Source organism: Arthrobacter rhizophilus (genome assembly GCF_026241105.1).
Lineage (GTDB): Bacteria > Actinomycetota > Actinomycetes > Actinomycetales > Micrococcaceae > Arthrobacter.
In genome coordinates this window covers 170,633-183,534 of record NZ_JAPFFT010000004.1, presented here as the reverse complement: position 1 = coordinate 183,534, position 12,902 = coordinate 170,633, and the positions used below count along the sequence as shown (strand labels likewise).

General features: G+C 63.2%; 13 protein-coding genes. 6 read left to right on the top strand and 7 right to left on the bottom strand.

The features are described 5' to 3' along the window. Nucleotides 1–92 precede the first annotated feature (92 nt). Both OOZ51_RS05975 and OOZ51_RS05970 read left to right on the top strand, forming a co-directional pair. On the top strand, nt 93–692 hold the full coding sequence (locus tag OOZ51_RS05975) for a hypothetical protein (RefSeq protein ID WP_265978268.1): 600 nt from the start codon (nt 93–95) through the stop codon (nt 690–692). Between the two features lie 44 nt (nt 693–736). Then, nucleotides 737–1,819 (top strand): FUSC family protein, encoded by a 1,083-nt coding sequence (locus OOZ51_RS05970; protein ID WP_265978267.1) that lies wholly within the window; start codon nt 737–739, stop codon nt 1,817–1,819. Between the two features lie 50 nt (nt 1,820–1,869). Here the strand turns inward: OOZ51_RS05970 and OOZ51_RS05965 are convergent, their stop codons facing one another. From OOZ51_RS05965 to serS, 3 genes are all read right to left on the bottom strand, one after another. Next, the gene (locus tag OOZ51_RS05965; RefSeq protein ID WP_265978265.1) at nt 1,870–2,715 is read right to left on the bottom strand and encodes an HAD family hydrolase; all 846 of its coding nucleotides are present in this window, start codon (nt 2,713–2,715) and stop codon (nt 1,870–1,872) included. A gap of 176 nt (nt 2,716–2,891) precedes the next feature. Next, nucleotides 2,892–3,476, bottom strand: coding sequence for a hypothetical protein (locus OOZ51_RS05960; protein ID WP_265978264.1), 585 nt, complete (start codon nt 3,474–3,476; stop codon nt 2,892–2,894). Between the two features lie 670 nt (nt 3,477–4,146). Next, nucleotides 4,147–5,427: a serine--tRNA ligase gene (serS, locus tag OOZ51_RS05955; RefSeq protein ID WP_265978299.1), complete on the bottom strand. Its 1,281-nt coding sequence runs from the start codon at nt 5,425–5,427 to the stop codon at nt 4,147–4,149. Between the two features lie 111 nt (nt 5,428–5,538). On the opposite strand from serS, the gene OOZ51_RS05950 reads away from it, so the two are divergent. Further along, on the top strand, nt 5,539–6,585 hold the full coding sequence (locus tag OOZ51_RS05950; RefSeq protein ID WP_265978263.1) for a diacylglycerol/lipid kinase family protein: 1,047 nt from the start codon (nt 5,539–5,541) through the stop codon (nt 6,583–6,585). Nucleotides 6,586–6,612: 27 nt separating this feature from the next. On the opposite strand, the gene OOZ51_RS05945 is transcribed toward OOZ51_RS05950, so the two are convergent. The 3 genes from OOZ51_RS05945 to OOZ51_RS05935 all read right to left on the bottom strand — a co-directional run bounded on the left by OOZ51_RS05945 (nt 6,613) and on the right by OOZ51_RS05935 (nt 8,243). Next, complete coding sequence (locus tag OOZ51_RS05945; RefSeq protein WP_265978262.1) at nt 6,613–6,831, bottom strand: hypothetical protein; 219 nt, start codon at nt 6,829–6,831, stop codon at nt 6,613–6,615. 95 nt (nt 6,832–6,926) lie between these two features. Further along, nucleotides 6,927–7,886, bottom strand: coding sequence for a prephenate dehydratase (gene pheA / locus OOZ51_RS05940; protein ID WP_265978261.1), 960 nt, complete (start codon nt 7,884–7,886; stop codon nt 6,927–6,929). 30 nt (nt 7,887–7,916) lie between these two features. Further along, a complete protein-coding gene (locus OOZ51_RS05935; RefSeq protein WP_265978260.1) occupies nt 7,917–8,243 on the bottom strand; it encodes a rhodanese-like domain-containing protein in 327 nt (108 codons plus the stop codon). 84 nt (nt 8,244–8,327) lie between these two features. Here OOZ51_RS05935 and OOZ51_RS05930 point away from each other — a divergent pair, with 84 nt between their 5' ends. The 3 genes from OOZ51_RS05930 to OOZ51_RS05920 are packed head-to-tail and all read left to right on the top strand — an operon-like array spanning nt 8,328 to nt 12,049. Further along, nucleotides 8,328–9,071 (top strand): Type 1 glutamine amidotransferase-like domain-containing protein, encoded by a 744-nt coding sequence (locus OOZ51_RS05930; protein WP_265978259.1) that lies wholly within the window; start codon nt 8,328–8,330, stop codon nt 9,069–9,071. Then, the gene (locus OOZ51_RS05925) at nt 9,064–10,521 is read left to right on the top strand and encodes an amidase (protein ID WP_265978258.1); all 1,458 of its coding nucleotides are present in this window, start codon (nt 9,064–9,066) and stop codon (nt 10,519–10,521) included. The genes OOZ51_RS05930 and OOZ51_RS05925 overlap by 8 nt, the downstream gene beginning before the upstream one ends. A gap of 58 nt (nt 10,522–10,579) precedes the next feature. Further along, nucleotides 10,580–12,049, top strand: coding sequence for a peptide MFS transporter (locus tag OOZ51_RS05920; protein ID WP_265978257.1), 1,470 nt, complete (start codon nt 10,580–10,582; stop codon nt 12,047–12,049). 88 nt (nt 12,050–12,137) lie between these two features. Here OOZ51_RS05920 and OOZ51_RS05915 read toward each other — a convergent pair whose 3' ends face one another. After that, nucleotides 12,138–12,722: a DUF4190 domain-containing protein gene (locus tag OOZ51_RS05915; protein WP_265978256.1), complete on the bottom strand. Its 585-nt coding sequence runs from the start codon at nt 12,720–12,722 to the stop codon at nt 12,138–12,140. Between the last annotated feature and the right edge of the window lie 180 nt (nt 12,723–12,902).

The window sequence follows — 12,902 nt, the reverse complement described above, 5'->3', positions numbered from 1 at the left end:
TCACAATCGCTGCCGCCCGCTGTCGTCACGAGCAGTCGGCTCTGAATTAACCGGTTGAAACTCGGCTACCTGCCGGTAGTGTTTGATCCACCATGTTCACCCTGACCATCAACCAACGCGACAGCCGCGGCAACGGAGACCTCGTTCCGCAGCTGCTGAAAGACCTGCGCCACATCCCTGCGCGCCTGGACTTTGACCGCTCGGTGGAGGATGAAGTCCAAGGCATCGTGGACTCCCCGCACCACGCCGTGGATACGGCGCTCATCGCTTTGCGGGGCGGGCAGTGGTACGTGGGGATCGGCGTCGGGCCCGTCAACGAACCCCTGCCCAACCAGATCAAAGACGCCTCCGGGCACGGGCTGGTCTACGCCCGCCGTGCCGTGGACCGCTTGCGGAACGGCAAGGAGCGCATCCCCGTGGCCGTTGAAGGTCCGATTGCTGCCTTGGCCGCCGAGTCGGAGGCCGTGCTGCGGCTTCTAGGACACATCGTGCAGCATCGAAGCATTGCCGAGTGGCGCGTGCTGGATTTGCTGACGCCGGGCGTTCGCGGACAACAGAAGGCAGTCGCACAAGAACTGGGGATCAGTACGCAGGCCGTGAGCAAGGCACTTGCCCGTGCCCAGTGGGTTGAGGAGCATGCTGCCAGGCCCGCAGCGGCCCGCTTGCTGCAGTTGATCCTCGAGGTTTACTGAACTCGTCCTCGACACGTCCAGTCCTCCCGGCCTACGTTGGGTCCATGACCCCCAAGCCAAATGTGCCGCGGATTCTTCGAGCGCTTAGGCAGGCCGCCACAGGCCACCGTCTCCTGTTTGCTGCCAAGACGGCCGTCGCGGCCGGGCTGGCTTGGTACCTCGCGCCACTGATGCCTGGGCCTGCCGCCTCCTACCCGTATTACGCGCCCTTGGGCGTCTTGGTCAGCATGCACCCCACTGTTGCGGCTTCAGCCAAACACGGACTGCAGAGCCTGCTAGGACTCTGTTTGGGCATTGCCATGGCCTTCGCCGTGACCACATTTACCGCCCCGAACGCACTGGCGGTGGCCGTCGTCGTCGGCCTGGGCGTGGTCATCGGTGGCCTGCCAAGGCTTGGAAGCGCCTCCGAATGGGTTCCCATGGCGGCGTTGTTTGTTCTGGTCCTGGGTTATTCGAATGCCCAGGGCTTCTCCTTCGCATATGTCTTGCAAATGGCCATGGGAGTTGCAGTCGGTTTCGCCGTGAACTGGCTGGTCTTCCCTCCCTTGCATCTTGAAGGCATCGATCCGGCCATCGACGGGCACCAACAGGCACTGTCCAAGCAACTCGCGGACATGGCCAGCGCCATGACGGAATCCTGGCCACCGAACCATGAGGCTTGGGCGAGTCGCAGTGGCGACCTCGCGCGGACCGCTGCCGCTGTGCGGACAGTGGTTGACGAGGCGAAGTTGAGCGCCAAAGCGAACCCGCGGTCCCGCCGTCGGGCAAAGCGCCTGGCTGGCGACCTGGACGCTTTGCGCACAGTGGAACGGCTGACCTTCCAAATCCAGGACATCACGGACGTCCTGGCAAGCGTGATCTGGGAAGAAGACGCTGGAACTGTTATTCCGGAGGGGGTCCCAAGGAATTTGTCTGAGGCCCTGGAGAACGTAGCGGTGGTGATCGGGCAATGGAGGGATGGAGACGCAGAAGAATTCAAGAGCAGCTTGGCAGAGGCGAGGGATAGCGTGGAAGCCCTTGGTGGAATCGTCACGGAGGCCGCTGCCGACCAGGCATCCGTGACCGCCACGGCGTCGGTGGCCATGAGCCTCCGGCGTATCATCACCTCGGTCTCCGACTCCCCTTGAACTGGAGTTTCAGGGCAGCGGTTATCGGGGGGCCCGGCCGTGTACGGCGGTTACAGCAGGCCGCGCAAGACGAGGGCCGCGCCGTCGTCGTAGACCGAAGCCGTGACCTCGTCCGCGACGGCGATGACTTCCTCAGGTGCCTGGCCCATGGCAACGCCGCGGCTGGCCCAGCTGAGCATCTCAATGTCATTGCGGCCGTCTCCCACCGCCACAGTGTGGCGCGGGTGGGTACCGAGCCGCTGGCGCAGCTGCTCAAGGGCGCTGGCCTTGGTAACTCCGGCGGCGGCGATGTCCAGCCAGGCCGTCCAGCCCACCGAGTAGGTGACCCCGGACAAGCCGATCTTGCGGATGGCAGTGGAAAATTCCTCGGCGGTGTTCTCGCTGCTGAACACCACAACGCGCACCGCGGTGGCATCCAGCATTGTTTGGAAATCGACGCCGATTGCCTCGACGCCGAAGCTCGCGTCCTGGAAACGCTCGGTGGAGAGGAAGTTCCCGTCCTCATCCTCGAGCGCGTACTTTGCGGACGGAAGCTGCTCGCGGAGAGCCATCAGCGCCGGGGCGGGATCGAAAGTGGCCTTGTGGATGATCTCGTAGCCGGCATCCAACTGGGGATCGAGCCTCAACGTGACGCCGCCGTTGCAGCACACCGCGTAGCCCCGTTCAAGGCCGATCTGCTCGATGATGGGCAAGGTGGCGTTCAAGGAACGGCCGGTGGCGATCAGGACGTCGTGACCGCCGGAGACGACGGCCCTTGCAGCGTCGCGGACTCCCTGCGACATGTGGCCATCGTGGTCCACGAGGGTTCCGTCAACATCCAGTGCGACCATGAGTTTGTGATTGAAATTCCGCTGGTCATCGATGCCAGCGACTGAGGTACCAGTCAAAATAGTCATGCCTACAGTGAAGCAGACCCCCACTGACACCAGCTAGGACGCAGGCCACAGCAAGGGGTTAACAAGGGGTGAATACTCCCACGTTGTCCACAGTGTGAGTATTTACTTGGGCTGGGGATTGCCTCGAAACACGCCCTTGTTCGATGTTCCCACCGGACAACGGCATGATTCGCGAACTAGAACGGGTTTCTTCGGGATGCACCTAAGGATGGGGTCAATCCCGCACCGAGCAGCTTTTGACGCAGTCTCTCGGGGTTGTCGACGTGGGCCCAACCCCAGCGCACAAAACCGTATCCAAGATCGCGTATCCGGTCTTCCCTCAGCTTTTCCCTGTACAAGACTTCCTCCGCGGTCAGGCCGTTTCGCAGATCTGCGTCCGCGTACTTTGCTTTGCCGTCAAACTCCCCCACGACGCCCTTGGCCCGGCCTTGTCCCGGCCACCAGAAGTCACTTCGGCCAACGAATCCCTCTAAATCCTTGATTTCGTGCTGCAGAACAGGTTGCTCAAATCCCAAATATTGAAAGGCAGCGCGGCTGTACGATTCACCCGCCGATTCCACCATTGGATGGGCCAGGCGAAGTGCGATCCGGGCACGTTTTCGGGCGGCCTCACGCGGATGGCCCTCCAACGCCGCACCAATCGCGTCGGCATCGAGCAAGCTACCCTCCTGGTTCATTTCACCCCGTTTCCACAGCGCCCGCGCAACACCATCCGCAACAACCAAGGCCTGGCTGAGACGCGTGGAAAATGAAATATCCAAAGCGGTCCGCAATAGCCCGGTGCAACGAAATTCGCCGTGCGTTTCGCACTCCAAGTCCCGGAGCGCGTACTCCGAGTCCGGGAGCGCGTAGTACCGGAGCGGATAGTCGCCGTTGCTCCTGATCTGTTTGGCTGATGGGCCGTCTCCCATGACCTGGAAGGTTGGTTTCCGCCTGCCGGACTGAGACTGATGCGGAGTGAGGAGTTCCACGTGCCCCGGAGTTCGCAGGACCGGAATTCCGCTGACCAGCGCTGCCGATTCCCTGCACAAAATAGCCCCCGGGATGGAACGCGTCGCCGCGGCCACCGACCACGCGAATCGTTCCCAGGGCCGCGCATCGAGCCAATGTGAAACCTCAACATAGAACCCACGCCGGATCCTTACCAACTTTCCGGACTTGAACTGGCTGTGGATGGAATCCGTACGCGCTCCTGTGCGCCGGATCGCCGAGGTATCGATGAGGCCGCTGGGAATATCCATCCCTCCACCATGATTCATGGCCCGGGCTCGGTCATCTGGCGGGAACCTCTATGTGGACGACACTGCCTGTCGAGGACTAGATGAAACGAAGAATCCCGCCCTTGATCGAAATTCCCACCGTGCAACGGGGAGGAGAGCGAACAAGGGCGGGATCAGTGCCTGGGCTTGCGCTGTGACCCGTCCAGGAGGGCTACAGAACGGGTAGGACCTCGAGCCCTCCGATGTACTTCTGGAGTGCCCTGGGGACGTTGACCGAGCCATCCGGGTTCTGGTGGTGCTCCAGGATGGCCACGATCCAGCGGGTGGTGGCCAACGTGCCGTTCAGGGTGGCTACGGCGCGCGTCCCCTTCGCTACGCCGTCCTCGTTGACCGCACGCTCACGGATGTTGAGGCGGCGGGCCTGGAAGGTGGTGCAGTTGGACGTCGAGGTGAGCTCGCGGTACGCGTTCTGGGTAGGGACCCAGGCTTCGCAGTCGAACTTGCGGGCCGCGGACATGCCGAGGTCGCCGGCCGCAGTGTCGATCACGCGGTACGGGATCTCGACCTTGGCCAACATTTCCTCTTCCCAGGCCAGGAGGCGCTCGTGCTCGGCAGCGGCTTCTTCAACCGTGGTGTAGATGAACATCTCCACCTTGTTGAACTGGTGGACGCGGATGATGCCACGTGTGTCTTTGCCGTGCGAACCCGCTTCGCGGCGGTAGCAGGAGCTCTGCCCGGCGTAGCGGATGGGGCCAGCGGAAAGGTCCAGGATCTCGTCCGCGTGGTAGCCGGCGAGGGCTACTTCCGAGGTTCCCACGAGGTAAAGGTCGTCTTCAGCGAGGCGGTAGATCTCGGCGTCGTGCTTCACATCGAATCCGGTGCCCTGCATGGTCTCGGGACGCACCAAAGTGGGTGTGATCATGGGAACGAAGCCAGCTTCGATGGCTTGGTCCATGGCCATCTGCAGCAGCGCCATCTCCAAGCGCGCACCCACTCCGCGGAGGAAATAGAAGCGGGAACCGGATACCTTGGCGCCGCGTTCCATGTCGATCGCGCCAATGAGCTCGCCGATCTCCAAGTGGTCCTTCGGCTCGAAGTCCGGGAATTCGCGGGGCGTGCCGACGGTCTTGACCACCACGAAATCGTCCTCGCCGCCCTCTGGCACGCCGTCCACGATCAAGTTGGGGATGACCCGGAGCAGCTCCTCCTGCTTGGCCTGGGCTGCGTCCGCCTCAGCAGAAGCAGCCTTGACCGCATTGGCGAGCTCCTTGACCTCGGCCAGCAGGGCCTGCTTTTCCTCGCCCTTGGCTTGTGCCACTTTCTTGCCAAAGACATTCTGCTCCGCACGGAGGTTTTCGTAGCGGATCAGGGCTGCGCGGCGGTCTGCATCGGCGGAAATGATCGCGTCCACCACGGACTCGTCGGCGCCGCGGGCGCGCTGGCTGGCACGGAACTTGTCCGGGTTTTCGCTGAGGTCTTTTACGTCGATCACCAGACAAGAGTATCGAATGAGGGCGCCGCCCTGTGGCCAGCGTTCGACGGCGGCAGGCGCCCCCTTCTGCATGCGCGGCTGCACCCCGCGGCGGGATAGGGTTAAAGAACCATGAGCGATTGGATCCTGTACGTGATTCTCGCTGGGGGTGTGGTCTTCGCCGTCTCCAGTTGGTGGGGTGTGCGTCGGCTGAGAGCCAGGCACGCCCGCAGCGCCGTGCGCGAAGACGCCCACAAGCCCGATCCCGGTTTACAGCGGGTTGCCGTGATCCTTAACCCTGTGAAGGCCAAGGCCGAAGACGCCCGGAGGATCATCCGGGAAGCCTGCCATCTTGCCGGCTGGGACGAACCCCAGTTCTTCGACACGACCGCGGACGATCCCGGCCATTCGCAAGCCAAGGCGGCGCTGGCCTATGGGCCCGACGTCGTACTAGTGGGCGGCGGCGACGGCACCGTCCGCGTGGTGGCAGAGACCCTCGCACACACCGATGTCGCAATGGGCCTGATTCCCTTGGGGACCGGAAACCTGTTGGCACGCAACGTGAGCCTGGACGTCAACGACCTGCGGGGGAACGTCCACACTGCCCTCTTCGGCCACCAGCGCTACATCGACACCGCCCGCATGGCCATCCACAATGATCGGACGGGCGCCTCGTCGGAACATGCTTTCCTGGTGATTGCGGGCATGGGCCTGGATGCCGAGGTTGTGGGTGACACCAACGACGACCTCAAGAAGGCAGTCGGATGGCTGGCCTACACGGAGGCGGGCGTCCGCCACCTACCCGGCCGACGCAAGAGAGTCACGATCGCCATGGACGACGAGCCCGAGCAGTCCCGGAAGATCCGCAGCGTCCTGTTCGCCAATTGCGGTTTGATCCCGGGCGGCATCGATTTCATTCCCGATGCCATGATCGACGACGGCGTCCTCGACGTTGTGGTGATGAGCCCCCGCAGCGCCATCGGCTGGCTCTCCGTGTACGCCAAGATCCTGTTCAAGCACAACCGAAACCTTCCGGTCATGAACTTCTACCGTTCGGGCAAGGTGGTCATCCAGAGCAACGAACCTATGGCCACGCAACTTGACGGTGATCCCTCGGGTGAGGCCACGAAGGTCACCGTCAAGGTGGAGCCGCGTTCTCTTCTGGTTCGCGTGCAATAACTGGCGCGTGTGCAATAGGGCGAGAGGCTATTTGGCGTTCTTCGCCGATTCCGTTGCCTTGTGTTCCGCCAGGGCCTTGGCGGCTGCGCGCGCTTCCGATTGCTCGCGGATCATGGCCTGCTCTTCCTCAAAGCGCAAGCGATCGGCCCGGTCGGCGTCGTCGCCGTCCCAGTCCTGATTGTCCGCCTTGGGCTTCGGGTTGACGATCATTCCCTGGCCGCTGGTGTCATTGCTATTTCCCGACATGGCCCGCTCCCTCCGTTAGGGGCATGCGTCCATCAATTGTGGATCAAGCAAGCATACGCACAGTTTTATCCACGCGATAGGGGTTGAAGAGTCAATTATCCAACGCTTTGCGCAGCGGATTCCCCGCCCAGAATGCCGCGAACCCACGCATGCGCGGACGCGAAAGCGGCGTCGGAAGTATGCGGCGCAACCGACGTTTGTTGAGCGTCTGCCCGGGCGTAGGAACCCAGGAACCGGGTGGCCGGGCTGATCCGGTGCAGGCCCGCCAAAGCATCGGCTATGCGGGCGTCGGAGGCGTGGCCGTCGGCGTCGATGCTGAAAAAGTAGTGTCCCAGGTACTGTCCGGTGGGCCGGGACTCGATCCGGCTGAGGTTGACTCCGCGGGTGGCAAACTGGTCCAGGATCTCCATCAGGGCGCCAGGGCGGTCTTCCGGGAGTGGAACGACGACTGTGGTCTTGTCCGCGCCGGTCCGTTCGGGGAGGGCACCGGGCCGGCTGACCAGGACGAACCGGGTGACCGCGCCGGGGTTGTCGCCGATGTTCTCGGCGAGGACATTCAAGCCGGGCCGTTCGGCGGCGACCAGGGGGGCGCAGATGGCCGCGTCATAGTGCACGTCGCCTTCGAGAAGCCCGACGGCGGCAGCCGCCGTCGAGGATCCCGGCACGTATTCCGCATTAGGGATATTTTCGTCGACCCACAATCTGCACTGGGCCCACGCGTGACCGTGGGTGGAGACCCGACGGATATCCGAAATCTTCACTCCGGGGCGGGCAACCAGGACGAACGTGATAGGCACCAAGGCTTCGCTGATGATCCGAAGTTCAGTTCCGGTGGCTATTGCATCCAGGGTGGCTGTTACGCCGCCTTCCACCGAGTTCTCGATGGGAACCATGGCCGCGTCCGCCTCTCCTCGACGAACCCGCTCCAAGGCCGTGTTCACATTGGTGCACGGCACCCTGTTGGCTTCGGCAGCTCCGGGGACCTGCAGGAGTGCCGCCTCGGTGAACGTACCTTCCGGGCCGAGGAAGGTGTAGGTGGGCGCGGATGCCGACATCAAATATTCCTTAAGTGGTATGCGTCGCGGTTAGAGGACGACCGGCTTGAGGCCGTTCTCCGAAACCATGGGGCGGCCGGACTCGAACCACATGTCCATGCCACCGGCGATGTTCGTGGCCGTGTAGCCCTGCCCCACTAGCCACTGAACGGCCCGGTAGGACCGCCCGCCCGTGCGGCAGATGACAAAGAGGTCATCGTCGGGATCAAGCTCGTCAAGCCGTGCCGGGATCTGGTCAAGCGGAATGTGAAGGGCACCTTCAGCGTGGCCTGCCACCCATTCGTAGTCCTCGCGGACATCCAAGATTTTCGCGTCGGCCGGAACATCGCCGACAGGCACAGTGTCGAAATCGCTCACGTGAGTTCCCTCCAGTTGATTCAGATCTACAATCAAGCCTACCGTTGCAAGCACCGCGACCACGCAAGACGAGGAGGAGGCCACTTGCCCACCGGCGAGCCCACCATCCTTGCCACGTCCGGCGGGTACAAGTCCGGTCATCGCACACGGATGGAGTTCGATCTCCTGATGCACCACGCGGTCGAACTCTCCGGCGTAAGCGGGCGAGCCCCGCGAGTGGCGCATATCGGTACGGCATCCGGAGACCAGCGTTGGTTCGCCGCGGAATTGGACCAGGCCGCCCGGGTTTCCGGTTTCGACTTCAGCCACTTGAACCTGTTCACGATGCCCAATTACAGCGACCCCGAGGCCTACCTTTTGGAACAGGACGTGGTGTGGGTCAACGGCGGTTCGGTAGTAAATCTGCTGGCCGTATGGCGTGCACATGGACTGGACAGCATTCTGAGGCGCGTCTGGGAACAGGGAGTGGTCCTGGCCGGTGTGTCAGCAGGCTCGATTTGCTGGTTCCAGGGTGGCACCACGGATTCCTACGGCCCTGAACTGCGTGCCGTGACCAATGGGCTCGGCTTCCTTCCTTTCGCCAACGGCGTCCACTATGACTCCGAGCCGGGCCGGCGGCCGCTGGTCCATCGCCTTGTTGCCGGAGGGGTGCTGGGGGAAACGCACTGCACCGACGACGGCGTCGGGCTCGTCTACCGGGGCACGGAACTTGTGGACGTGGTTGCGGAAGTCAAGGGTAAGGCCGCGTATCGGGTCACCGCGGCGGCCGGGGATTCCGCCAACCCTGTGGCCGTTGAAGAGCGCTTGGAATCCCGTTTCCTTGGGTGAGATCCACGAACTCAGCACTGTGGCGTTGCGGGAAGCCCTGGCAACGGGCCATCTGTCCGCTGTTGAGGCAACGGAACACTTCCTTGCGAGGATCGCAAAGCACAACCACGCGCTGGGCGCCTTCGTCACGGTGACAGCGGACCAAGCGATACTAGACGCCCGGGCGGCCGACGCGGCGTATGTTCGCCGGCACCGTGCAGGAGCGGAACTTCCGCTCCTGCACGGGGTACCGCTGGCGTTCAAGGACCTCACCGATGTTGCTGGAGTCGCGACCACCCACGGCAGTGCGGCGCTGGACCGCAAACCCGCTCCTGAGGACGGAGCCCTCGCTGCTACGCTCAAAGGCGCCGGCGCGATCTCACTAGGCAAGACTCAGGTTCCGGAATTCGGACTGACGGCTTACAGCGAAAACCGCATCGCACCGCCGTCGCGCAACCCACACGCATTGAGCCGCAGCTCTGGCGGATCATCGGGAGGGAGCGCTGCCGCGGTTGCCGCTGGCTTGGTTCCCTTCGCCCCCGGGAGCGACGGCGGCGGTTCCATACGTATTCCGGCTGCGGCATGTGGCCTCCTGGGGTTAAAGCCGGGCCGGGGCTTGGTGCCCGCTGGCGAAAGCGCCGGTGACGCCGCACGCTTGGTGGTTGCCGGGCCGTTGGCGCGTTCCGCAGCGGATGCCGCGTTCATGATGGACGCCCTGGTTCCGCGAGAAAGCCAGCCAGAGCGGGGTTACCTTGGGGCCCTTGGGGAAGTGCCGGCCGCTTTGCGTATCGGCGTGAGCCTGGACAGCCCATGGTCCACCACATTTCCCTTCACCCCGGAGCAGGAGGCCTTTGATGCCCTCAACACGGGCATCAAATTGCTGACGGATGCCGGCCATTCAGTGTTCGACGCCGAGATCCGCTACGACAACCGCTATCCGGAAGCGTTCACCGCTGCCTGGACCGCCGGCGTCGGGAGCGCCCGCATCCTGCCGCAGCGCGAAGCCTTGCTGACCCCGCTGACCCGGACCTTCCGGCGTCGAGCGCAACAACGGAGCGCTGCGAAAGTCAACGAGGCCACCAGCTTCCTGCGGCAGTTCACTCACGACACCGTGGTGCAGTACGCACAGTGGGACCTCGTGCTCACGCCGTCGCTGGCACAGACGCCAAGGCCCGTGGGCTGGTTCACCGGGAAGGACCCCGGTGGAGAGCAGTGGCCGGCCCCGGACTGGCCCGGCGACGCGGACGATGACTACCGCAAGCAATGCGAGTTTGCGCCTTGGTCCTCCATGGTGAATGTGTGCGGGCTGCCGGCAATCACGCTGCCCGTGCACTGGACCGGAGCGACGTCCGGCGGGGGCCTTCCGATGGGCATCCAGCTCATTGGAAAACCGGGATCCGAACTCCTGCTCCTGCAGCTTGCAGCACAGCTTGAAGGGCACCAAAAACCGGCACTCCACCCATCCGAATAGTTACCTGAGGCACCTAAAAAATGTGACAATGCGCTTAGCCAATGTCAGCATGGATTAGATGAGCACAACTCTAGACACACCGACGCCCGCCAAAATCACTGGCGATACGTCCTTCTTCGGCCACCCAAAGATGCTGGCCAGCCTGTTCTCCGTGGAGATGTGGGAACGCTTCTCCTTCTACGGCATGCAGGGCATCCTGCTGTATTACATGTACTTCACCGCTGACCACGGCGGACTCTCGATCGACAAATCGCTCGCCGCCGGGCTGGTCGGCGCGTACGGCGGAGGTGTATACCTCTCCACGATCCTGGGCGCTTGGTTGGCGGACCGGATTTTCGGCTCGGAACGGGTACTGTTCGGCTCCGCCATCATGATCATGGCCGGCCACATAGCGCTGGCGCTCCTGCCCGGCATCCCCGGCCTCGTAGCAGGGTTGGTGCTGGTAGGCGTTGGGTCCGGTGGCCTCAAAGCGAACGCAACGGCGCTGGTCGGCACCCTTTATGGGGAGAAGGACGAACGGCGCGACGCCGGCTTCTCCATCTTCTACATGGGCATCAACCTCGGCGCCCTCATTGGACCGCTCGTTACCGGCTGGCTGCAGGAAAGCAACGGCTTCCACTGGGGCTTCGGCGCAGCCGCAATCGGCATGGCAATCGGCCTCGTCATCTACGCACTGGGCCGCAACAAGCTCCCTGAAGAAGCGCACCGCGTCCCGAACCCCCTGCCCTCCGCACAGCGGAGCCGTTACGGGCTCATCTTCTTCGGCATCGCCATCGTGATCGCAGTGCTGCTGATGACAGGTGTGGTGAACCCCGGGAACCTCGCCCGCAGCATGGCTTACGCCGCCATTGTCGCTTCGGTGATCTATTTCACGCTGATCTTCAGAAGCAAGAAGGTCACACCGTTTGAGCGCAAACGTGTTGTCGCGTTCATTCCGCTGTACATCGCGTCGGCAGCGTTCTGGGCACTCTTCCAGCAGCAGTTCACGTTCATTGCCGTGTACTCGGAGGAGAAACTGGACCGCAATCTATTCGGCTGGGAAATGCCGGCCGCATGGGTGCAGTCCATCAACCCCGTATTCATCATTATCTTTGCCGGCGTCATGGCTGCCCTGTGGACAAAACTTGGTCCGAAGCAGCCGGGATCCCCCGTTAAGTTCGCTGCCGGACTCTTCGTCATGGGCCTGGCGTTCCTGGCCTTCATCCCGCTCACTGGCGCTGGAAAGACCCCGCTCCTGGTGCTTGTGGGAATCCTGTTCCTCTTCACCTTGGCGGAGCTGTTCCTGTCCCCCATCGGCCTGTCCGTGAGCACCAAGCTGGCTCCCAAGGCCTTCCACACGCAGATGGTGGCCCTGTTCTTCCTCTCGGTGTCCCTCGGCACCGCGCTGGCCGGCATCCTGGCCGGACTGTACAACCCTGACAACGAACTGCCGTACTTCCTGGGCGTCGGCGGCACGGCCGTTGTGATCGCGGTGGCCTTGGCTGCCGGCTCGCCCGCCATCAAGAAGTTGATGGGCGGCGTCCGCTAGTCCCTTAACAAAAGAAACTCAAACGACGACGGCGGCCGGAGCGTTTGGCGGGATTCCCACCAGGCGCGCCGGCCGCCGTCGTCGTTTGCTAGTAGTTGTAGTTGTAACGCGAAGCGGTGGCGGCAAAAATCGCGATAAAGATCCAGAAGATGATCACGCCGACAATGCCCAGGTAACCCATCACGAGGCCCGCGATGGCCATGCCTTTGCCCGCCGGCTCCCTCTTGAGGGCCATGTGGCCGAGGATCACGGCGGCAACTTGCGGAAGGACAAAGAAGCCAAAGCCCACAAAGACGGCGATGCCACAGCACATGCTGGCGATGCTCAGGCCCTTTGGCTCGACGGGCATGCCGTAGTAGGCGGGCTGGCCGTAGGGGCTGGCCGGCTGTCCGTATGCGGGCTGGCCGTATGCCGGTTGCTGTCCATAGGCGGGTTGCCCGAAGTGGGCAGGACCGCCTTGGGGCTGGCCGTACGGTTCCTGCGGCTGCTGCGGCTGGGGCTGCGTTTCGGGCTGGCCATAGGGTCCCGGAGCAGCCGGTGAGGCAAACGGCTGCTCGCCGTACGGGTTTTCGCTGGCTTGGGGTGCCGGCGGCACAAACGACGGCGGTTCGTAGCCCTTGGGCGGTTCATCACCCTGGGGGGCGTCCTCGGGTTTAGGTGGCTGGTCGGTCATGGAAAATCCCCTCATGAGTCTTTCTGCCCAGCCTACCGCCGAGCCAAGGCGCACATAAGCTCCCGGCGCCCCAACTCCCAAACCCCGTGCCGCACTCCGGTAAACGGGTGGTGAATCTTCGTTAGTGCAGCGGAAATACGATGTCATAGGCGCCGCAATAGTGGGTTTTCTCTTCTAGCG